A 23,299-nucleotide genomic window follows, 5' to 3' on the forward strand; every position below is an offset into this window, starting at 1 on the left:
ACAAAATAAGTGTATTTAAACATCACTTACCTAATTACATTCTACAAACTTTCTTGAACTCCTGCCAGTTAAAACTCTAACTAAGCTGATAAAAGAGCCAATTGCCTTATATATAACCGCTTTTAACCATAAAAAAACCGCAGAAACAGAAAAGTCTGTACTGCAGTTTTCTTTACTATGCTTCTTGTAAAAGTTCTTCAAATGCGGTCTGGAATTTATGTATATCTCCAGCTCCCATAAATAAAAATACCGCATTTTCATGGCTTAACAATTCGTTGATGTTTTCTTTGTTTAACAAATGGCTTTCCTCAATTAAATTCGCCAAATCCTCAATTGATAAGGCGCCTCCCTTTTCACGAGCCGAGCCAAAAATATCGCACAAATAAACACAATCTGCCCCGCTTAAGCTATCAGCAAAATTCTTTAAGAAAGCTTGCGTACGTGTAAACGTATGAGGTTGGAAAATTGCAATCAGCTCTTTATTAGGGTACTTCTGGCGGGCTGATTCTATGGTCGCACTAATCTCAGTTGGATGATGCGCATAGTCATCGATTAATATGCGGCTTCCTCGTTCTGTTTCAGTAAAGCGGCGTTTTACTCCATGATACGTATGCAGTCTCTCTTGAATAAGGGCTGCTGGAATACCTTCATAATGGCAAAGCGAAATAACAGCCAATGTATTTAAGATTGTATGATCTCCGTACATTGGAATGAAGAATTTACTATAGTATTCATTGCGAACATACACCTCAAAAGATGTACCTTCTGTTGTTTTTTCTACATTGCGTGCTTCAAAGTCATTTTGAGAGCCAAAACCATAATATACAACTGGAACATTGGCTTGAATTTTTTGTAAGTACTCATCGTCACCACAAGCGACAATCGCCTTTTTCACTTGCAATGCCATGGATTGGAATGCACTAAATACATCATCAATATCCTTATAATAATCTGGATGATCGAAATCTATATTTGTCATTACTGCATAATCGGGATGATAAGCTAGGAAATGGCGCCTATATTCACAGGCTTCCATAACAAAGTTCTTAGCATCTTTCATTCCTCCACCAGTACCGTCTCCTATAAGAAAGGATGTAGGAGTAGCTCCTTCCAGTACATGAGCCATTAAACCGGTTGTTGATGTTTTACCATGAGCTCCCGTAATAGCAATGGAAGTAAATTTTTCCAAATATTCGCCCAAAAATGTATGGTAGCGTATAACTTCCAAGTTCATTTCCTTTGCCCGTATAATTTCCGGATGGCTATCTGGGAAAGCATTTCCAGCAATAATAGTCATCCCTTCCTTAATATTATCAGGGTCAAACGGCAAAATTGTAATATTTCGTTTTCTTAGCGGTTCTTCTGTAAAGAAATGTTTTTCAATATCAGACCCTTGCACAGATTCACCTGAATCGAATAATATTTGTGCAAGTGAACTCATTCCTGAACCTTTAATACCTGTAAAATGATAAACTGTCATGTTGAAACCTCCCGGGAAAGTCTCCTTACCCTTGAATAATCAAATCTCTGTAACGGCTCGCTATAAATTTCATGTCATTCAACAATCCTTTCAAAAGCATAAAGGATGAAGAGATGGCAGATTAGTCTAAAATAAGCAACCAGCCATCTTATATATATAACTCTTTTTATGTCGATGCCTTATTAAAACAACTACCATTATAACATGAAACTATGCGGTTCTAAACTATCCGTATATTTCAATAAAATGAAACTTTCACTTAACGGTGTAATCTTAATCCTCTAACTGAGGAAAGTATTTCAATCAAAAATTATCAGGTTGTTGTCCCCACTTCTATCCCTCTTTATATCACTCTAAGTGCTATTGTGGGGCCAAGCGCCTGTTATTGCGGTATACATTTTGCTTATAAAGTAAATAAAGTATGGGAATTACGCGTGATATTATACATGTGAGTCGTTGAATATGTTTTCAAGATCTTGTTCAGTCAAAAAGACATCTCTTGGTTTAGTGCCTTTGGATTCTGAAATAAAACCTTGCGCCTCCATCATATCTACTAATCTCGCTGCACGGTTATAACCTATGCGATATTTTCTTTGCAATGAGGATACTGACACAGTTCCTTCCCTACAAATGAATCGGCAGGCTTCTTCAAATAGCTCATCTTGTTCTTCAATAGAGTCAACTTTTTTTAGTAGCTCTTCTTGTTGGAATAAGTAATCTGGTTCGCCTAACGACCTTACATAGGATGTAACCTCTTCAATCTCATCATCCGTTACAAATGTTCCCTGTACACGAACCGGAGCAGACATTCCGTTACCTAAATAAAGCATATCGCCTCTGCCTAATAATCGTTCAGCGCCTTGGCTATCTAAGATCGTACGTGAATCCACATGTGATGATACAGAGAATGCAATTCGTGTAGGTATATTAGATTTAATCAACCCTGTAATAACATCAACTGACGGTCTTTGGGTCGCAAGTACAAGATGAATACCACAAGCTCTAGCTTTCTGTGCAATACGGCAAATGGATTCTTCTACTTCTTGAGGAGACATCATCATTAAATCAGCCAATTCATCAATTACAATGACTAAATAAGGCATTTTTAGAGAAAACTTGCGGTCTGCTTCTACCATTTTATTGTAGCGAGTAATATCCCTCGCTCCAGCATGTGCAAATAGCTGGTATCGTCGCTCCATCTCTTCCACAGCCCACTTCAGTGCAGCAGTTGCTGCTTTCACATCAGTGATGACAGGACTTACTAAATGCGGAATATGATTAAATGGCGCTAATTCTACCATTTTAGGATCAATCAACATTAATTTAACATCCTGTGGGCTTGCTTTTAATAACAAGCTAACCAATAGTGAATTAATGCAAACAGATTTACCAGACCCTGTTGCCCCTGCAATCATTCCATGCGGCATTTTCCTCAAATCAATCGTCATCGGTTCTCCTGTCAAATCCAATCCGAGTGCTGCTTCAAGAGGAGAATCTGAGTTAATGAAAGAAGAATGTTTTACGACTTCAGTAAGTCGGACAGCACGTGATGTACGATTTGGTATTTCAATACCTATTGAGCTTTTACCAGGTATTGGAGCTTGAATACGTATATCTCTTGCTGCAAGTGCCAGCTTTAAGTCATCCGCCAAATTCCGGATTTTACTTACCTTCACACCGTGCCCTACCGTTATTTCAAACTGTGTGACAGCAGGCCCTTGCACAATTTGAACAATCTCCCCATCGATTTGGAAGTAAGATAATGCTTCAATCAGCTTTTCACCTTGTACATCCATCCAACCAAAATCCTCAGTTTGCTCTTCAGGAGGCTTTAAATAAGCGATTGCTTCGTCCAAATGCTCGTTGACTGTAGAAGGTTTGTATTCGACTTGCTCTTTTTTGTCTTCGATAGAAGCTGTTTCCGTATCTATCTGAGCTGAATGAGATTCCTGCAAAACCTCTGGTGACTTTTCGATAATCTCTTCTTGGATTTCTTCCTCTATTTCTGATTGATTTGGCATTGAAACTGCTGGCACTTCTTTAGGCTGTACAGCTTCTTGTTTTGAAGGGGTACTGAAAGATGTTTTATTCCTCAATGGTGTTTCAATATTGCTGTAAGGGTTTAGCTTTTCCTTATCTGTCTTTAACATCACCACATTAAACGGAACTCTGCTACCTGAATGCTCCGTTGCATTTGGTATTCCATCTTCATCATTTTCAGGTATTTCTCCTTCAAATGCTTGCACTGTTTCTAATTCAGCCTTCTGTACTTCTAGTAATTCATGCTCTTCAACAGTTACACTAATTGCCTCTGTTGCTTTTTCCTGATTCAACGTCTCTATTTCTTGTACAGTCTCATCATTGACAGGGTTAGTTATTTCTTCAACAACAGGCTGGTTAATTGGCAACTTCTTTCCTGACCATGATATATCTATGTTGCTAAATGGATCTAATTTTTTCTTATCTGTTTTTAGCATGACAACATTAAATGGAATTTTGCTACCTGAAGTTTTGTTTTGTACTGTCTCTTCTGGTATTTCAGTTACTTCAAATTTCTCTAGTTCTTCTAGTTCTTCTAGTTCTTCTAGTTCTTCAGTTACTTCTTGTTCTTCTATTACTTCCTGTTCTTCTAGTTCTTCTATTACATCAGCTGCAATCTCAACGTTGGTTTCAATTACCTGCGCTTTTTCTTCATGTACAGGTTCTTGCACAATTGCATTACATTTGTCTTCATGCTTATGTTCTTCTTCCCCACTCCTATTTGTTTCTACAAGCATGTGTTCACTTTCTGATTTGGCAGGCAATTTTTCTAGTGTGGGCGATTGCTGAATTTTAGTCTTTTCTTCAACTATATGTTGAGATGTATTATTTGGAACCTGTCCTACTTGTTCTTCTATTCCCTTGTCTAGATTTTTTGGCAACTCAGGCTTTATTACGGACCCGCTAGCAGGTAAATCTGCTTTTGTTGTTTCATTTTCAATAGCCTTTTGCTTGTTCATATGACTATCAATCAAAGCTTCTGTTGTCTTTGGTAGAGGCTCTTTTGCCTTTTTTTCCTTTTCATCTATTAGTTTTTGAATATCTTTTGGACGCTTAGGTCTTTTAAAACCATAGACAGGCGATGGCACATCTGTTGGGACGAACTTCTTTTTCACTGGGTAGTCTACTTGCTTCGTAACCGCTTTTTCTTTCTCTCTATCTTTATTTATCTCTTTTTCTTGAGAAGGATAAATTGCCTTTTTTTCATACTTGGTCTCTTGCTTAAATGCCTTTTTTTCATATTTCATCTCTTGCTTGTATGGCTCGTGAGCTGGTTTTATAGGCTTAGAGTTACTTGATCGAAAAGGGTTATAGTTTTCCCTACTTTGCTTTTCTACTACACCTTTTAATCCTCTAGGCTCTCGACTAAATGGAGAATAGTCTTTAGGCCTTACAGTAGATTGTTGTCTATCTTGCCAAGTTGAATGGATTTTCGTCTGCTGCCTTGGCTGTTCAAAGTGTCCAGACGTCTCTGCAGGAGGAATATTATAGTCCTCAGCTTCTTCCTCATTACTTTCTTTCACATATTCATCTGAAACCATTGGAAAGTTAAATGACGGATGCGGTTCCTGAGATTGTTCTGTTTCTATCATTTCATCTCTATAAGCAGTATAGTCATATTCATTTTCATTATAGTAATCTTCAGAATTGTTTTCTTCAAATTGATCATAAGATTGATAGGGTTGATCTTCTTCATATTCATTGTAGGTCTGATTTTTTCCTGGCGTTTCTTCTGCTTCGTCGCCTAGAATTCGAGTTACGATTTTTTTAAACCAACTCATTATATGCACCACTCTTTTCTAAATCATTGACTACATTTTAGCAGTAACAAATAGCTTCATGCAACGCGTTTGAGACGAATCTGTCACAACTCCCTATTTTTTCACGTAGAATTTGGTGATTCGAAAAAAATCGCGGGGATATTTTACTAGAGTTATTTGTTCATTTTTAGGTCAATCCAACACCCAGAGCCCAGGACAGCAGATTTTCTTAACGATGATCTCTTTGAAAAAAACCGCCTCCAAATTCAACAGGAGACGGTCGTATATATTTTAATTCAAATTCTATTTAAATACGCTACTTTAAACAACCAATAAGGCTATAATGGCGGCAAAACTATACTTCAAATGCTGCTCCCACTTTTGAATCTTCATCAAGTACCATAATTCCTTTAACTTGAGGAGCATTAGGGATAGCTAATTCACGTGCTGAGCAAAGCATGCCGTATGAATCTACTCCTCGTAACGCTGAAGCTTTGATAAGCATTCCTGAAGGCATAACTGCTCCTACTTTTGCTACTACAACTCGCTGTCCCTCCGCAACATTTGGTGCTCCGCATACAATTTGTAGAGGTTCTTCTTCGCCAACATCTACCTTGCAAATATGTAATTTGTCTGCATTTGGATGTTCAGATACTTCTTTCACATGGCCAACAACAAAGTTAGGAGACAGATCAACATCAAAGTCTAAATGAGCATTATTTTTATTGACGGCATCTTTCAATTCAGAGATCAGTTCCTCTGTAATGGGTACATTCCCTGCTTCTTCAATTTTCAAATAGTTGCTTGCATTGAATAGATTAAAGCCTTTAACTTCACCTGTTGCCTTTTCTTTTAAAAATACTAGGTCGTTATGTTTTTCGATTTCTGTTTTTACAATAGGTTCACTTGAAAGCTGAACGAGTAAAACATCCCCGACAAATTCTTTGTTGTATGATACGATCATGATTCTCCTTGCTCCTTCTTCACTCTATTTTTAGCTAAGATAAATATGGGTTCTAGTTTGCCGTCTTCGTATATGAAGGACAATGAGGTAATAGGTACAGCCCCAACCGTAAAGAAATGCATGGTCATTTGTGCAAGCACATCATATCCAGTATTATTTCTTATATCCCCTATAATGAGAACATCTTGATGAGGAACGGACACCGTCATATCCCCTTCTACTTGGCTTTGCATTTCCTTTAAGAAAGCGTCATTTAAAATTCGGCTTGCATCATAGCCATCATTTTCATTTAAAAAGTAAAAGATATTGCCGCCTACCTCATCTTTTTTTACATGAGTAGGAAGTTTACGAACTTGAAAACGTGCAGATTCTTTTACTCTTTCAGCAGGCACACCTAATTGGCTGAGCATTGATTCATCTATAAGCCTATATGTAGTGCCTAAATCAAGTGCATAGTAGATAACCGTTTCAGCTGTATGTTCTGATGTGAGGAACGGTTGTCCTTCTTTAGACTTCTTAGGAAAAGAACCAGAACGAATGACTGGATAGACATTCGAGAGATCTTTGAATCCCTGCTCTTTTTCTGCTTTCAATGCCTCGAATGTCTGTTCAATGGTATAGACAACTTCATCAATCGCTTTATCTTTGCGCTCATCATATTTAGTTAGCACATCACCAAGAGAAAGATCCATCCCCTTGCCAGTTGAACGTTGGTCTATTCGCAATTTGTTGGTCTTATTTTCTAGTTTCCATTCATAGTGAGTTTCCCCTAGACGGTCTTTTAAAATAGCTACTAATTCTTTCGCTTTAATCGTACTCACTCCTTTTGGAAAATTACTGTTTATCAAAAGTCCAGATAGCTCACTGTCCCTCTGCGAATTTTATTGTGCTTGAAGGAATTTTTCGATTTCCTCTTGAGTTTTGCGGTCCTTTGAAACAAAACGGCCAGTTTCTTCCCCATTAGAATAAGCGATAAAACTTGGGATGCCGTATACATTCAATTCCACACATAAATCAATAAAGTCATCACGGTTGATTGAAACAAATGTGAATTCGCTAAATTTCTTTTCAACCTCTGGCATAAATGGGTCAATAAAGCGGCAGTCCGGACACCAGCCAGCAGTAAATAAGAAGACATGCTTCCCTTGTCCTTTTAATTCATGAAATTGTTCGACAGATTGTAGTGTTTCCATTTAATCGTTACCTCACTTATTTTTTATTTGTACAGAATGGGCAATTTCCATTAGCTCAGGAATCGTATGGTCAATATTTTGTTGGCCTGATACGCCAGTAATTTTGACTCCGCCAGTACTTGCGACTACCCGATAATTGTGATTATCGTCCTCTAACACACTTGCAAAGCCAAATTGACCGTCTTTCTCATAAGTCTGTTCCTTTACAATGGCATCCTTTTCCTTTTGTTGTATAGCCTTGTAGAACTGCTTGCTTTGCTTTGGCTCATGCGGGTTAATGAATAATGAAAAAGTTTCATCACCTTTTTTAAGAAGTATATTTGTTTCATCCGAAGATGATTTAATCGTAAAGTCCTTTGGCAAATAAAATTGCAGATGTTCTGTTGATGCAGTACTTGTCTTTGGTTTTTGCTCAAAAACTTGGTCTGCACTTTCAAAGCCTTTTGAAATTTTTGTATCCACATTATTGCTACATGCTGCTACAGTGAATACAAACGCACTGCAAATCATTAGTCTTGTACATTGACGGAACATGTCCATTCCTCCATTCGTACTTTTACTAATTTCATTGTAGAATGCCCGATAGGTCAATGCAACTATCATGTTTTTTCATGCTATTTCGAGTTTTTTTGATAGAAAAAGTATTGGCCGACTAGCTCTTGAAGAATATGTTCGAACATCTCTTTGCGGTCAATCAATCCATCTGTAAAAACGCCAATCGCACCGGCATTTTGCCTAGTATCCAGCTGTTTTGTGTATTCGTCCATTATTGGGCCAAGCTCTTGTGTGCCAGTCAGTTTGGTGGCAATTTCTTGCGGTAAAGGAATTTGAGCTCCGGCAGCAGTTAACACCTTACCATTCGGCAAAGCTAAGGCTCCCCAATTGCATAGGTACATGATATCTTCTATTATCGTAACGCCGCCTTCCAAACCGAAGGCTAGATCTGCATTTGACTCTGCTAACGTTTTTTTCGCACGGTTGATAGCGCCTCTCCTTGTCTCTTCAGTAGACATAGGCTGAGGAGAAACATCAGAAGAAACCGATAAATGTTCGAACGTTAATATATCATGAAAATGCTTTGTCACCACTGAAATTACCGCTGATACTTTTGCTTTATTTGTTGTACCAATTCCTACTTTCATCATAAACACTTCCTCACAATAAGTTAAGGGGAGATCCCCTTGTTAGGAAATCTCCCCTTACTATATCAAATAGGCATGAATAGTTTCCACAATCCAAGCACTGGTATATATCTTTGACTACTGCTGACGGATTGATTCTAGTGTAGACCGGTCCGCATTTTTTACTAATTGAACGAGCAATTCTTTTGCTGCATCAATATCATCTGTATGCACAATAGAAGCATGCGTATGAATGTAGCGTGAGCAAACGCCAATTACTGCACTAGGTATACCATCATTGGATGTATGGACAACACCTGCATCCGTGCCACCTTGTGAAACGAAATATTGATAAGGAATGTTATTGGATTCTGCTGTATCAAGAACATATTCCCGCATGCCCTTATGCGTAACCATCGTTCTGTCCAATATGCGAAGCAATGTCCCCTTACCTAGTTGACCAAACTGTGTTTTATCACCTGTTGCATCATTTGCAGGGCTTGCATCTAATGCAAAGAATAGATCAGGTTTAATCATATTAGCCGCTACTTTTGCACCTCGCAGGCCGACCTCTTCCATTACATTCGCGCCTGAATAAAGCGTATTCGGCAATACTTCATCTTTTAATTCTTTTAATAATTCGATGGAAAGACCACAGCCATAGCGATTGTCCCAAGCCTTGGCCATAATCTTTTTCGGATTGACCATAGGGGTGAATGGGCAGATTGGAAGAATTGGTTGACCTGGACGGACACCCGCCTTTTCAGCTTCTTCTTTGTTGTCAGCACCGATATCGATCAGCATATTGCTAATCTCCATTGGTTTTTCTCGCATTTCTGGTGTTAATAGGTGTGGCGGTACAGAAGCAATCACACCCGGGATCTTGCTATCTTTCGTATAAAGCTCCACACGTTGTGCGAGCATAACTTGGTTCCACCAGCCGCCAAGTGTTTGGAAGCGAATCATGCCATTATCCGTAATACCTGTCACCATGAATCCTACTTCATCCATATGTCCAGCTACAAGAATGCGTGGACCATTTTCGTCACCTTTTTTCAGTCCAAATATGCCACCTAAGTTATCTTGTACAATTTCATCCGCGTATTTAGATAATTCTGCCCGCATGTATGCACGTACAGCATGTTCATTGCCTGGAGCTCCTGGCAATTCAGTAAGTGTCTTAAACATCTCTAATGTATCTTGTTTCACAGTGAAGCCTCCCTTTATACAGTCTCTTTTATTGTAGACAAAATAGTAGGAAAATTCCACTTCTATATTTCGAATTACGAAGTTTTATGACCACCTATTCTATTTCCCTCTGAATGTTCATTTCAATCTATTTGTGATACACTGTATATATGAAAAGGGGGCATTTATAATGAAATTAGGAGACTTCTTATTAGGCGTTGCAACTGGTATTTCAGCTGCTTATGTAGTAAAACGGGTCGGCGAAAAAGTAAGTCCGTACGAAAATGCAGACCATGTTCTCAATAATATAAAAGAAGCTTTTAAAGAACAAGGTCCTATTGATGGTTCATGGATTTATATGCAACCAGAAACAGTTTACAAAGAAAACATTGAAATTCCTGTATACAAAGGCGGTATTTCTCGTGTGCAAGAAGGAGAAACCGTGAACTTTGAATTCTCAGCTGATGCAAGAACAGGTTCAGTAGTCGATTTAGTAAAAGTATAATTTATTAATCTATTCCCCCATCTTACAAATAAGATGAGGGATTTTTTGTTATGCTGTTGTATGTGTCTCTCTCGTACGTGGCAATTCTGCAATAATCTCTTTTCCTGATTGATCCCATTTGATTAATCGTTTATGGGCATCGTGATAGAAACTTACCCAATAGCCGTTCTTTAGTATTTCGTCTACCAGTTTTTCTTTTGCAAAGACAGATGTCATTGGATAATCATCATATGCGAGTACCCATAGCGGATTTTGATGCGCATGTGTCGGCATTATGTCCGCCATATGGATGATTGTTTCGCCTGCTTGTGTTAGCCGAATAATGGCATGTCCCTCACTATGACCACCAGTATGGAACATTGTAATACCAGGCATTACTTCCAATTCTTCCTCAAATGTTTGAACTTGTCCTATAATTGGCTTCCAATTTTCTTCCCAATACGTATTTGCTGAACGAATATTCGGTTCTCTCATCTCATCCCATTCAATTTGAGAGGCCATAATTTTAGCATGAGGGAACGTAGACACCAATTCATCATTTTGCCACTTAGTCAATCCACATGCATGATCAAAGTGCAAATGAGTCATGAGCACAATATCAATATCTTCTGTTGTAAGTCCTAACTCTTTTAAACTATCATCGATATTCGATTGCTCTTCCACACCATAATTGCGCAGCTGCTTCTCTGTAAATTTCCCATTGCCCACACCTGCATCAATCAATAAATTTTTCCCTTTATACTGAATCAAAATCGGGTCTGTTCGAAGTTCAATTTGATTATTCTCATTGCTAGGATATTTTCTTGACCATAAAGGCTTTGGCACAACGCCAAACATCGCGCCGCCATCTAAATAGGTTACTCCCCCATTTAACCACGTTAACGTCATATCATGAAATTGAAATGTATCCATTGAAAATCCCCCTTTGTGTAATAAGACCACTGAAAAGTCGGTTAATGTTCATGAAGAAATAAATAAAAATCTCTTATTTTTTCTTCTAGTAGTCTCAAGTTAAGACAGCATCGATAGTAGATACCGTTATAATTGTAACATAATTTAGAAAACTTAGAGTACATCTATTGCTTATGCTGGGAGCCATTATTCTATTCTTTAGTAGAAAACGGTTTCCGGTAAATTAATCCTAATAAAAGCGCATGGCTTTATCTACCATGCGCTTTTTCTATTTCATATTCGCGAAAGTTAAAATATATTAGCTATTTTTTAAGCTGATATTGAGCTTCAAGACGATAGATCGGTTGTCCCTTCGCAGAAAATTTCTCTTCATACTCAGTCATCACGTTATCTTCAGGCATTTCCACATGTAAGTCAAGTGAGACTTTATTTAGCAGCATGCCGTAATGAGACAGGCTGACTAATGAATACTCAAACAACCCTCTATTATCGGTTTTAAAATGGATTTCTCCCTCATCAACTAAGATGGACTCATATATTTTTAAGAAGCTTTCGTGCGTTAGACGGCGTTTGGCATGTCTTGATTTAGGCCATGGATCAGAAAAGTTTAGATAAAGGCGATCCACATCGTTTTTAGTAAAGTATTTCTCTAAATCAGCGCCATTAATAAGCAATAAACGAACATTTTCTGGCGTACCCGCAGCGATCACTTTTTCAGCAGCTTTTACAATAACGCTATCAAATAATTCAATTCCCAAATAATTAATGTCTGGGTTTTGAAGTGCCATTCCGGTGATAAACTGACCTTTGCCGGATCCTACTTCGATATGAAGCGGATGGTCATTCCCAAATAGTTTTTGCCAATTTCCTTTATATTCTTCTGGATTTGGTATAATGATTTCAGGGTGTGCTTTAATAAAATCTCCAGCCCACGGTTTATTACGAACTCTCATTATATTTCCTCATTTCTTTTATTCATATAATCAACATTTAATTATTCAAGAAGTTATAGGTTGAGTCAAGGGCTTTCCGGACAAAAAGATGGTAAACAGCAGTATTTTTTCTTTTAATCCCTGCATATCCTGCTATTAATGCGAAGCTGCATCTTCACCTGGGTCCATCTTATTGTACGAAGTAGTTAATACGTTTTGCAAAAGTGATTGCGCCGCTTTTAATTGCATTGCCTTCATAGGTGATGAATTTTTCTTTAAATAGCTAAACCAATCTGGATATGTTTTTTTATCGATATATTCGATACCAAAACTCGTATTTGTATCATTAATATAACCATTTCTAGATAGCACAATTTTTTTGATAGGCATCTCGATGCCATTTTCCCGAAAAATTTGCTTTACAATACTTTCTGTTCGATTTAATCCAATTAGCGGACTTAAAATCTTTTTGTCAATCTTGCCAATTTTCTTCGTCCAAAAACGGCTACCGTCTGGAATAAAAGCTGCTTGGACCTCCTCTTCCAGTACTCCGATACAGAGACATTGTGTAGGAGTTAACAAGATAATACCCGCTTCTACAGGAGCCCGTTTGATTTGAAAAACAGGTCGATATAATAATAAATAGCTATCTGGCAAACGTTGTGTAAATGCACGCAGCAACGTATCTCGTGTATATCTCGGGTTTAGATGTGATTCCTCTCGCAATGTTGAGCTCGCCCATTTCATTTGAAACTGAAACAACTGATCAATATACATACGTTTTAAATCATCCATGGTTTGCGGTGCGAAATAGAAAGACGGCTGAAACGTATATGCATTTTCTTCTTCGTGCATATCTGGAACCAACTCTCCATTTAACTCTTTTTCATTCTCTGTAAAAAAGGATTCTGTACTACCTTCGATGTTTTCATCATCCTGTGTCTTTTTACTTTTTCTACGGAAAAAGCGTGGCAAAAAGCTCTTTTTTGGTTTTTCTTCTGCTTCTTCTACCTCAAGCTCCCCATGAATATTACCTGTCTCCCAATCGCTTTTCATACGAATCCATTGTACCTTTTTAAGACGGACAAATTGGGTTGTGTATCTCTTTAAATCTTTTTCATATCTAGAAACATAATCTTGCAATTTTACTAGCTGTGCCAAATGAACACCTCCCATATGAAGTTTTCTTTTTATGTACCCCCCATAAAAATGGGGGTATCTCGCAAATTTATTTTACCATGTTTTTTATATACCCATTATTAGCGCCAGTTTAATAACAAGATTTTTTCTGGATTGTTGTACTCTAGATACTTATTGTTAATGCGGGCAAATACTTCTTCTGTATCAATCAAATCATTTGTCTTAAGTAATTCCTTTTCAGCATTTGAAAGCTTATCTTTAATTTGTTTATATTGTTCCCCTGGCCCTGTATTTTGCCAAGCAATAAATTGGATAGGTCGGCCCACTTTTTCAAAAGTATTATATTGGATTTTGGGGTGAATCGCTCCACTAGATAGAATACCACGTTTTTCTGGATCGCCTTTGGCCACATTTTTTATTACGTTTTCTGCTATGGTTGGGTTCATCCAGTTCATAATCCGTATAGCATCATTTCTGGTCGTATCAATTATATTTCCATAAATAACGATTTGTTTATGTGGATGTCCCTCTGAATATTTATGAGTTCCGATAGCTCGATCTAAATTCTTAAACTGATTGTTGAGAATTAGAATCCGTTTATTGGCTGTTCGATCAAAATTGCTCCATTCAGAACTCCACCCAAGAGTGGTTTTATCCGGCGTATCTAAGTTAATCGCTTCTTTCACATGTCGAGCTGATGGAATGGAATTGAAAAATTCGTTATCTCGAATGATTACATTTTCCGAGGCGTCCATTTCAATAAAGTGTCCGCCGTTCATATTTTTGAACTGTATATTTTGTATCTGTACATTTTTATTGTGCCCCATGATAATCGCAAAGCTGAATAATTTGAACTTCAGATCAAAAATCACTTTCCCTTTGCCAATAAAGCGAATGTTTTTTTCACCTTTATGGCCACCTACAACTCGCTCTTTCTTCGATAAAGAAGGCCGAATCAGCTGGAAGATGGAATTAGAAGGGTTGATGGTCGTACTCCCCGTATGATCACCTTTAATTATTTCGACGCCATCTTCAAACTCAAGTGTCACATTGGACGGCACATATAAAACATTGGTAATCGTATATTTTCCTTTTTTAAAAACAAGCTTTCCGCCACCTTGCTTCTCAAGCTGCTCCATGTATGAGCGCAATGCGTAATACTGCTTTGTCTGGTCTGTATAAGAATTACGTAAGAGGTATTCCTTATTTAAGGTAACTGACTTTGGTGTGACAGTATATACAGCCTTATTAAGATCCTTTAGATTGGTAATCTCAATTTTTTCTAAAAACTGGTCGTGTTCGATGGGGATGGCATATTCTTTAAGCTGTTCACCCTTATTCGAAGCAAGTGCTTTTTTATTGCTAAGAGTGACCGTGTTTTCGCTCACTGCGCCATTCGAAGTATACTCTGCTAGCTTGACGGGAATCTTCATTTTTTTCAATTGGTTCAGACGAATGACAGGCTTGTAGGAACCTATAACATAAACCCCATAGCCTTTTGCATCTTCTAGAGTGTTGTCTTCAACTGTTGAGAGACGCCAGTTGTTCATCACAATCATATTCGAGCTTGCGTGAGCTATTTTGTTTTTTCGAATTACGATTTTGTTTTGAGGCTTTCCATCTGTAGCATTTTTTGAACTAATCGCTTGGTAAATATCATAGAAATAGTTTTGCTCAATCGTCGTATGCACATTCGGCGTTCCATCATACATACTCCAGCTGACCTGGTAGTTGCCATCCTTTTCTTCTGCTGTATCCAAACTGATGACTGGTTTGGAAGAAGAATGTTGATGAAGGAAGGTGTTGTTTTGAATGGTCGCATGTTTTGTACCAGCTAATTGTATAAAATAGCCTTCATTCGCATTAAGGAATTGAATATTCTTAATAAGCAGGTTCTCATTATGTCCTGCGATTATTCCATTTACATTTTTTTGATGATTCAAATCAATGGTGGCCTTTCCACCACTTATTATATTGATATTTGTAGAACCGTTATAATCATAATGCATGCCTATCTTCTTTACCATGCTAGGCGCTACCAATTGGAACATGGAATACGAAGGCTTTAATGTATTCCCGCTTCCCGTATTCATACTCTTTTTCAAAATCACTCCGTTATTTAGTTGAATAGTTACGTTTGAAGGTACGAATAATGTATTGGTAATAGAGTATTTGCCTTTTTTTAATACAAGCTTGCCTCCACCCTTTTTTTCCAGCTCCTCTAAATAAGATCGAATGGTGTAGTAGTTTTTCGTTTCTTTTGTATAAGTGGAATAGCCTTGTATTTTCTTATTGAGGGGTTTCGTATTTGGTGAGATAGTGTAATCTTTTTGCTTCGCTGAGGCATCAAAAAGGTCAAATTTGCAGAAAAGCAATGACATGATAAAGGATAGTAAAATTATGTATAAAAAACGTTTAGCAAAATACATAGAAAGATCACTCCTACTTTACACACTAATTTTCATACTTGGCTTTATTATGTACTGCTGGTATACAATTATCCTTCCAGAACTAATTTCCTTTAAACGCTGTCTTGGTTCCTCTTCACAAAACAACTATTTCAGCAACAACCAAAAAACCTCCATCTAAATTAGACGGAGGTTTCCTATCACTATTTCGTACCAAGCTCCACGATTGCATCTGCATAGATGGCAGCAGCCTTTACGAGATTTTCAATTACTACAAATTCATCTGCTTGGTGAGCGACGTCTGGTTCGCCTGGGAACAACATGCCGAACGCTACGCCTGTTGGCAATTCACGTGCATATGTGCCTCCACCAATAGATAATAATTCTGCTTTCTCCCCCGTATTTCGTTCATATACTTTAGAAAGCTTTTGAATTAATTCTTCTTCTGGTTTTACATAGTGTGGTTCTGAATTATCATCTACGACTAGATCAAATCCAAGTTTAGCAGTCGCTTGCTTACCAGCAGCGATTTTCTCTTCATAAGGATATGTTACTGAATAGCGCATACTGACATCTATTCTTCCACCTTTTCCTTCTTCAAATGACACAATGCCTGCGTTCAACGTTGTATCGCCTGACATTTCATCTGTGAATGCAAGATCTAGCGCATGGCCTCTTGTTTCATTTGCGAAAGCTGTTACGATGAACCCTGTAAATTCTTTAGATTGAGGTGTTGTCAACACTGTGTTTAGATATTGAGCAAGTTTTACCGCAGCGTTAATCCCAGCGTTCGGCTCCATTGCATGTGCTGATTTACCTTTTACTGCTAATTTATGTCCCTCTTCTGTCTTTTCGATGGATCCTTCCAATTGTGATGAAGCTAAATAAGCATTAAAAATAACTTCAGACTCCTCAGGCATATTGCGTACAATGGCTTCAGCAAAATCCGGCACCATATTCATACGATGACCCGCATGGAACGAAATTAATTGTTCGTTTTCTTTTGAAGAAGCTTGTTGACGGAAAGAAACCTCAGCGATTCCTTTTTCAGCATTAATAATCGGGAAGTCTGCATCTGGCGCGAAGCCTAATGTAGGCATTTCTTCTTTTTCTACATATCTTTTAACGCAACGGAAGCCTGACTCTTCATCTGACCCTACAATCATCCGGACTCTGCGGTTTAATGTTATACCTGCATCTTTCACCATCTTCATCGCAAGCCATGCAGCCATTGTTGGTCCTTTATCGTCGATGGCGCCTCTTCCAAATAACTTGCCATCTTCTACTACAGCACCAAATGGAGGGTGTACCCAATCACTTCCTGCTGGCACTACATCAACATGACAGAGAATACCGACTAATTCATCGCCTTCTCCCATTTCTATGTAGCCAACCATATTATCAATATTTTTTGTTTTTAATCCTTGCTTCTCACCTTGTGAAAGCATCCAGTCCAACGCTTTTTTCGGCCCTTCACCGAAAGGCATCTCCTCTGTAGCTATACTTTCATCCAAAACACTTTCGATTCTCACTAATTCTTGCAACTCTGCAATTAGTTCATCTTGTCTTTCCTGTGCTTTTTGTAACCATTCCATAGTTTTTATTCCTCCTTTACATTCCAACTATATTTTACACTGTTTTGAGAGTATACACATAGGACAAACCAAAAATCGAACCTTTTTCCATTTTCTAATATTTTTGTTCGCCTATGGCTCTATTTATGTATGCGCCAAACTTCTTAAATCAAACAAAAGGTTGGAAATCAACTAAAAGATTCGTTATAATGAAATTGTCAAATAACTTTTGACAAACCAATTTGAAAAGGGGATGTCTAAGGCAAACTAAATTAGGAGCCTGAATACCTCGCAATTATTGTCGTCCGCTAGTCTTTTAGAATTAAGATGAAGGAGTGTTCAATATTGAAACACACAACTGATCGGATGCTCAATCGAATTAAGGACGTGTACATGTATATACACAGTAAGGGAACTGTGACTACACAAGACCTTGTCGATGAATTCGGCATCACTCCTCGCACCATTCAGAGAGATTTGAATGTGTTAGCCTTTAATGATTTGGTCGAAAGCCCAAGTCGAGGCAGATGGACAACGACGCGTAAGAAAGTGAAAATGACATCTTAGAAAGATTCGACGAGTTGGATCTCACGCTTTTCGTTGAATAGACGATGAACCGAGCCAATATGCTGATGGCCATTCGTCTTATGTTATGAATGAAATTAAATTTACGTAAAAAAAAGAATGACCATGCTGCGTCGCTTGGTCATTCTTTTTGGTGTTTATTTTTTTATAAAAAACAAATTACTCACTAGTTCCAGCCATCAATCTGTTCAATCTCTTCTGGTGTTAACTCTCTATACTCTCCAGTTTCTAAACTCTCATCAAGTTCTAAGTTCCCCATTGATAGACGTTTCAAATAGGTTACTTTTTTGCTCACCGCTTCGAACATTCTTTTGACCTGATGGAACTTTCCTTCTGATATCGTTAACTCGATTTCTGATGAAGCACCTGATTTTATAATTTTTAATTCACCCGGTTTTGTTTGGTAACCATCCTCCAATACAACACCTTGGCGAAATGCCACTACATCTTCTTCGGTTACACAGCCATCAATTGTTGCATAGTATACTTTCGGCACGTGTTTTTTTGGTGACAGCAATCGATGTGCAAGAGATCCATCATTTGTTATAAGAAGGAAGCCCTCCGTATCTTTGTCCAAACGGCCTACAGGAAACGGTTCGAAATGCGCATAAAAAGGATCAATCAAATCAATAACCGTTTGATCATATAAATCCTCTGTCGCAGAGACGACGCCTGCCGGTTTATTCATCATTAGGTAAATGAACTCCTGATAGATGACACGCTCGCCAAGCACCGTTATGCTCTGTTTTTCAGGATCCACATGTAATGAAGGATCTTTGGCCTCTTCCCCGTCGATAGCGACTGCTTTTGTTTTTAATAATTTCTTTATATCTTTCCGTGAACCATAACCCATGTTTGACAATAATTTATCTAAACGCATAACACTCTCTCCTACATTCCAAATTTACGTGCAATTTTTGCAATCTTATCACCTAACAACTTTTGTGCAAGCTTTGTACGGAGCGATAAAAAGGCATACACGAGACCACCCACTGTAATACATACAATGAGATACAGTAGCGCTGCAATTTTAGAATGCGCTACACCAAACATCAGAACAAGTAGCTTATGTGTAACGATGACAGAGGCAGCCATAATGAGCGTCAGTAGAATAATAAGCACTGATCTTCTTACAACCACTTTTGACTTATAATGTAACGCTTTTTTCAATACTAGGATGTTAATAACGATTGACACCATATAACCAATAGCTGTTGCAAGAATCGCGCCTTGTGTTTCCATCGCCTCAATCAGAGGTATATTCAGAGATAGCTTCACAAGAATACCTGTCAATAAACTAAAGACAATCCATTTTTGATAATCGATACCTTGTAACAGCGCAGCCGTCACTTGGAAAAATGCAAACAGAATGGCAACCGGCGCATAAGCAGCTAAAATACTTGAAGCAACAGCGCTCTCTGAATAAAGCAGATGATAGATGTCTGCAGACAATATCGAAATACCTACGACTGCTGGCAACGTGATAAATAAAAGAATTTGATAGGTTTTATCCATTGTATTGATTAAGGCATTATGCTGATTCTTTGTAAAGTAATTAGTGATTGCCGGCACAAGTGCCATAGAAAACCCTGTCGCAAGCATAACAGGTATAATGACAATCTTTTGCGTTGTAAAATTCAGCATTCCTAGATAATCATCCGATACCTTTGCCAGTCCGATATTAGACATCGCTGTATTAAACGTCAGCATATCCACTAGTTGGAATAAGGGATTGGCAATACCGACAAATACATACGGAATGGAATAAGTCACAACTTCTTTATAGATACTTTTATAAGAAAGCTGACCTGTTGAAACGCTGTTCTGTAACTTCAGATTAAACTCCGGCTTAAACTTTCGCCAGTAATACCAAAGGGCGAGCAAACCACCCAAAGCTCCTATAAAAGCAGAAAATACAGCGAATGAAATAGCTGTTTGCGCTGTACCATGAAAAACCCTCATGACTAAGAAAGATCCAATTAAGAGAACAATAATACGAACAATTTGTTCAATTAATTGTGATATGGCAGTTGGTTCCATATGGTCGTAACCTTGGAAGAAACCTCGCACTAAGCTCATGAAAGGAACCACAATCAATGCAAAACTTACCCAACGAATAACGCCCGCAATTTGAGCTACACTAAAGATTTGTTCTTCATCTTTGATGACCATATGCGCTATTGGAGTAGCCATAAAATATAGAACTAAAAAAGATAAAAAACCTGTAATGGTCATAATAAGCAAGCCCGAGCGGACAAGCTTACGCCCTGAGTCATAATCACCAAGGCTATTATACTTCGCTACAAACTTTGATACTGCAATCGGTGCGCCTGAGATGGCTACAGATAGCATTATTGTATACGGAACATAGGCATACGAATATAAAGCCACGTTTTTCTGCCCAATAATCGCATAAAACGGAAAAATATAAACGAGGCCCAAGACTTTCGATAAAAACATACCAATCGTTAGAATGGCAGTTCCTTTCATTAATGAAGACATATTACCCAACAATCCTTCCAATTCGGAATCATCCAATTTAACCGGGCTTTGATTGACAATTTCTCGAGCCGCTACTTTTCGTATTGGCTTTTATTGCCCATTAAAATAATAAACCTAAATGTTAGTTTACAACTCGCCATGCAATTACTCAAATAGTTTTCTTTTATCATGTATAATAAATATAAAAAAAGAAAGTGAGTTCCATTTTATGTATGATGTAATCGTAATTGGCGGTGGCCCTTCAGGTCTCATGGCCGCTATCGCTGCAGGCACTGAGAATAAAAAAGTTCTTTTAGTAGAAAAAGGACATAAATTAGGGAGAAAGCTTGCAATATCAGGCGGTGGACGCTGTAATGTCACAAATCGACTCCCGATTGATGAAATTATTAAACATATTCCTGGCAATGGCCGTTTTTTATATAGTCCTTTCTCTGTTTATAACAATGAAAATATTATTTCTTTCTTTGAAAATCTAGGTGTTTCTTTGAAAGAGGAAGACCATGGACGCATGTTCCCTGTCTCCAATCGAGCCCAAGATGTAGTGGAGGCAATGCTTAGGGAATTAGCACGCTTACAAGTCGAAATCCGCCAAGATACTACCGTTGCGAAATTACTGATGGATGCCGAAAGAATAAGAGGCGTTCGCTTAAAAGATGGTACAGATCTGCAAGCGAAGGCGGTTGTAGTTGCAGTCGGCGGCAAAGCCGTCCCACAAACGGGTTCTACTGGTGATGGCTACCCTTGGGCTGAGCAGGCGGGACATACTGTAACAGATCTATATCCGACGGAAGTCCCTTTAATCTCCAATGAGACGTTTATTAAAAGCAAAGAGTTGCAAGGACTAGCTCTTCGCGACGCTGAAGTTTCAGTCTTAAACAAAAAAGGCAAAACTATTATAACGCACAAAATGGATATGTTGTTCACCCATTTTGGTTTAAGTGGACCAGCTATTTTGCGTTGCAGCCAATTTGTTGTAAAAGAAATGAAGAAAAATGGCGGCAAGCCTGTCCGAATTCGGATTGCTGGGCTAACTGGTTATAATGCAGAATCTGCTTTTCAGTATCTATTAAGCTTGGCGAAAAAAGAGCCTAAAAAGGCTTTAAAAAATACATGGAAAGGGATTGTACCTGAGCGCTGGCTGATCTTCTTAATGGAGAAGGCAAATATCGACGATTCTCTAACAGGAGCAGAACTTTCCTCAGAAGCAGCACGCCACCTAGCAAATGAGTTGGTTGGTTTTGAAATGTTGGTCAACGGCACTCAGCCTTTAGAAAAAGCATTTGTTACTGGCGGGGGCGTTTCTGTGAAAGAGATTGAACCAAAAACAATGGCATCTAAAAAGAAAGTAGGGCTTTATTTCTGTGGAGAAGTCTTAGATATTCATGGTTATACAGGCGGCTATAATATTACATCTGCACTTGTAACAGGCCGAATAGCTGGAATGAGCGCAGCTTCATCCATCGATTAAACGAAAGATGAGGCTTGGACACCAATGTTACAAAATACTTTTCACAATAGAAAATAATTAAAATAAAGCCGAACAAATGTAATTTTACATTTAGTTCGGTTTTATTTAGTTATTGATTTTTCGATAGATAATGAATAAATTCACTTGTTTGTCAATTTTTTGACTAAATATATGAATATACATTAATTACCTCTTTATTTCTCTCTTATTAAAGCCTATTCTTATAGTAAGAATGCAAAATTATTATTATTTTTAAAGGGGTGAATAATTTGCATGCAAACGACTCCAAAAGAGCCATCTTCTATTCCGTTTGAAAATGATCCTAATTTCTATAAACAATTAGCTCAGCAGAATTTCAAACGCATGTACGCTCTGGCCAAATTCTTTCTGTGGGTAAGCTTAGCTCTAGTGCTTGCTACAGTTTGGTGCCATTTCTTTTTCAAGAGTTACCCCCATTACCATAGTGTTTATATAATTCCCTATGGCTTAATGTTTCTTTCCAATTTCATGGTCTTACTATTAGCAAATCCAAAAAAGTTCAATCAAAATGGCAGCCTTGACTATTATAAACAGCTCGAAGAAATTACGGCTTACTATATTTGCTGGCTCTTGATCCTTAGTTTAAGTATCTCACTAATAGACTTTCATTATCAACATCATACAGTTGCTTATATTATGTCATTGGTGATTTGTGCTAGTTTCTTTATTATGCGTCTTCGTTATTTTATAGCACCGTTGATCGTAGCAGTAATCGCATATATATTAAACTACTTTACTTTAGATGAACCTTACATTCGATATACCTTCGAGATGCACCTAGCTATATTTCTTACACCTGTTTTACTTGTTGTAGCCCATTTTAATTATCAAAACTTTATTACTTCCTTTCAACAAGAGAAATATTTATGTAGGGAGACTACTCGCTCAAGACAATTAGCAAATGAACTTGCTGCAGCCAATACAGAATTGCAACGATTATCTGCAACTGATGAACTGACAAAAATCGCTAACAGAAGAGGCTTTCATCAATACAAAGCTGCTCTTGAGGAACGGGTTCATCCTTACACACTTACCGTTTTAATGCTTGATATTGATTATTTTAAGGTTTACAACGATTACTATGGACATGCTTATGGGGATATGGTGCTAGCTCGTGTGGCAACAGTATTAAATCATATAGCTCTCTCTACAAACTCTTTTGCTGCGCGGATGGGAGGCGAGGAATTTATCATGCTGATACCTGATCAACGACCGGAGGAAATCGTGATTATATATAAACGAGTCCTCAGGGATATTCAACAATTCAACCTTTCTAATGCAGCATCCAAGGTATCAGACCAACTTACATTCAGCGCAGGAGCCTATAGAGGTGAGATTAAGACGAATGATGAGATTGAAGAGTTTATGCATAAAGCAGACACCCTCCTTTATGACATTAAAAAAGCTGGTCGTAATGGCTTTAAATTAATGGAAGACGAAGAAGTTCTCTATCATCTTCAGCCGATCATCAAACATAAAAGGCCCTAG

Annotated in this window: 19 protein-coding genes; 4 read left to right on the plus strand and 15 right to left on the minus strand. The window is 38.0% G+C overall.

Annotated features, from left to right (window positions below; all coding sequences use genetic code 11):
• Positions 1-175: 175 nt before the first annotated feature.
• The 8 genes from murC to F0527_RS10955 form a co-directional block, all read right to left on the minus strand.
• Entirely contained in the window at positions 176-1,480 is a 1,305-nt protein-coding gene (gene murC / locus F0527_RS10920) for a UDP-N-acetylmuramate--L-alanine ligase (protein WP_150284832.1), read from the minus strand.
• Between the two features lie 440 nt (positions 1,481-1,920).
• Positions 1,921-5,301, minus strand: coding sequence for a DNA translocase FtsK (locus F0527_RS10925; protein ID WP_223823563.1), 3,381 nt, complete (start codon positions 5,299-5,301; stop codon positions 1,921-1,923).
• A gap of 334 nt (positions 5,302-5,635) precedes the next feature.
• A complete protein-coding gene (ytpR, locus tag F0527_RS10930) occupies positions 5,636-6,244 on the minus strand; it encodes a YtpR family tRNA-binding protein (protein WP_150284833.1) in 609 nt (202 codons plus the stop codon).
• Entirely contained in the window at positions 6,241-7,065 is an 825-nt protein-coding gene (locus F0527_RS10935; protein WP_223823590.1) for a DUF1444 family protein, read from the minus strand. Before F0527_RS10935 ends, ytpR begins: the two co-directional genes overlap by 4 nt.
• Positions 7,066-7,125: 60 nt before the next feature.
• The gene (locus F0527_RS10940) at positions 7,126-7,437 is read right to left on the minus strand and encodes a thioredoxin family protein (protein WP_066788983.1); all 312 of its coding nucleotides are present in this window, start codon (positions 7,435-7,437) and stop codon (positions 7,126-7,128) included.
• Between the two features lie 12 nt (positions 7,438-7,449).
• Positions 7,450-7,971 carry a hypothetical protein gene (locus tag F0527_RS10945; protein ID WP_066788986.1) on the minus strand — a complete coding sequence of 174 codons (522 nt, stop codon included), beginning with the start codon at positions 7,969-7,971 and terminating at the stop codon, positions 7,450-7,452.
• 80 nt (positions 7,972-8,051) lie between these two features.
• Positions 8,052-8,582, minus strand: coding sequence for a DUF84 family protein (locus F0527_RS10950; protein WP_483314021.1), 531 nt, complete (start codon positions 8,580-8,582; stop codon positions 8,052-8,054).
• A 114-nt stretch (positions 8,583-8,696) separates the two neighbouring features.
• Entirely contained in the window at positions 8,697-9,746 is a 1,050-nt protein-coding gene (locus tag F0527_RS10955) for a M42 family metallopeptidase (protein WP_285842849.1), read from the minus strand.
• 190 nt (positions 9,747-9,936) lie between these two features.
• Between F0527_RS10955 and F0527_RS10960 the strand changes: the two genes are divergently transcribed.
• On the plus strand, positions 9,937-10,251 hold the full coding sequence (locus tag F0527_RS10960) for a peptidase M4 (protein ID WP_066789000.1): 315 nt from the start codon (positions 9,937-9,939) through the stop codon (positions 10,249-10,251).
• 48 nt (positions 10,252-10,299) lie between these two features.
• Here the strand turns inward: F0527_RS10960 and F0527_RS10965 are convergent, their stop codons facing one another.
• The 5 genes from F0527_RS10965 to pepV all read right to left on the minus strand — a co-directional run bounded on the left by F0527_RS10965 (position 10,300) and on the right by pepV (position 17,238).
• Positions 10,300-11,163 (minus strand): YtnP family quorum-quenching lactonase, encoded by an 864-nt coding sequence (locus F0527_RS10965; protein ID WP_150284835.1) that lies wholly within the window; start codon positions 11,161-11,163, stop codon positions 10,300-10,302.
• 302 nt (positions 11,164-11,465) lie between these two features.
• Positions 11,466-12,116 (minus strand): tRNA (guanosine(46)-N7)-methyltransferase TrmB, encoded by a 651-nt coding sequence (gene trmB, locus F0527_RS10970; RefSeq protein ID WP_150284836.1) that lies wholly within the window; start codon positions 12,114-12,116, stop codon positions 11,466-11,468.
• Between the two features lie 135 nt (positions 12,117-12,251).
• Positions 12,252-13,256 carry an NERD domain-containing protein gene (locus tag F0527_RS10975; protein WP_150284837.1) on the minus strand — a complete coding sequence of 335 codons (1,005 nt, stop codon included), beginning with the start codon at positions 13,254-13,256 and terminating at the stop codon, positions 12,252-12,254.
• A 98-nt stretch (positions 13,257-13,354) separates the two neighbouring features.
• Positions 13,355-15,664: a right-handed parallel beta-helix repeat-containing protein gene (locus F0527_RS10980; protein WP_150284838.1), complete on the minus strand. Its 2,310-nt coding sequence runs from the start codon at positions 15,662-15,664 to the stop codon at positions 13,355-13,357.
• Between the two features lie 182 nt (positions 15,665-15,846).
• Positions 15,847-17,238, minus strand: coding sequence for a dipeptidase PepV (gene pepV / locus F0527_RS10985; RefSeq protein WP_150284839.1), 1,392 nt, complete (start codon positions 17,236-17,238; stop codon positions 15,847-15,849).
• A 324-nt stretch (positions 17,239-17,562) separates the two neighbouring features.
• Here pepV and F0527_RS10990 point away from each other — a divergent pair, with 324 nt between their 5' ends.
• Positions 17,563-17,784 carry a DeoR family transcriptional regulator gene (locus F0527_RS10990; protein WP_066789033.1) on the plus strand — a complete coding sequence of 74 codons (222 nt, stop codon included), beginning with the start codon at positions 17,563-17,565 and terminating at the stop codon, positions 17,782-17,784.
• A 184-nt stretch (positions 17,785-17,968) separates the two neighbouring features.
• Here the strand turns inward: F0527_RS10990 and F0527_RS10995 are convergent, their stop codons facing one another.
• Together F0527_RS10995 and F0527_RS11000 are read right to left on the minus strand one after the other, a co-directional pair.
• Complete coding sequence (locus F0527_RS10995) at positions 17,969-18,682, minus strand: pseudouridine synthase (RefSeq protein ID WP_066789036.1); 714 nt, start codon at positions 18,680-18,682, stop codon at positions 17,969-17,971.
• Between the two features lie 11 nt (positions 18,683-18,693).
• Positions 18,694-20,304, minus strand: a complete 1,611-nt coding sequence (locus tag F0527_RS11000; RefSeq protein ID WP_150284972.1) for a putative polysaccharide biosynthesis protein — start codon at positions 20,302-20,304, stop codon at positions 18,694-18,696.
• A gap of 208 nt (positions 20,305-20,512) precedes the next feature.
• On the opposite strand from F0527_RS11000, the gene F0527_RS11005 reads away from it, so the two are divergent.
• Positions 20,513-21,772, plus strand: a complete 1,260-nt coding sequence (locus tag F0527_RS11005) for a BaiN/RdsA family NAD(P)/FAD-dependent oxidoreductase (RefSeq protein WP_150284840.1) — start codon at positions 20,513-20,515, stop codon at positions 21,770-21,772.
• A gap of 273 nt (positions 21,773-22,045) precedes the next feature.
• A complete protein-coding gene (locus tag F0527_RS11010) occupies positions 22,046-23,299 on the plus strand; it encodes a GGDEF domain-containing protein (protein ID WP_150284841.1) in 1,254 nt (417 codons plus the stop codon).

It is taken from the genome of Rummeliibacillus sp. TYF-LIM-RU47, from assembly GCF_008638315.1.
Classification (GTDB): domain Bacteria; phylum Bacillota; class Bacilli; order Bacillales_A; family Planococcaceae; genus Rummeliibacillus; species Rummeliibacillus stabekisii.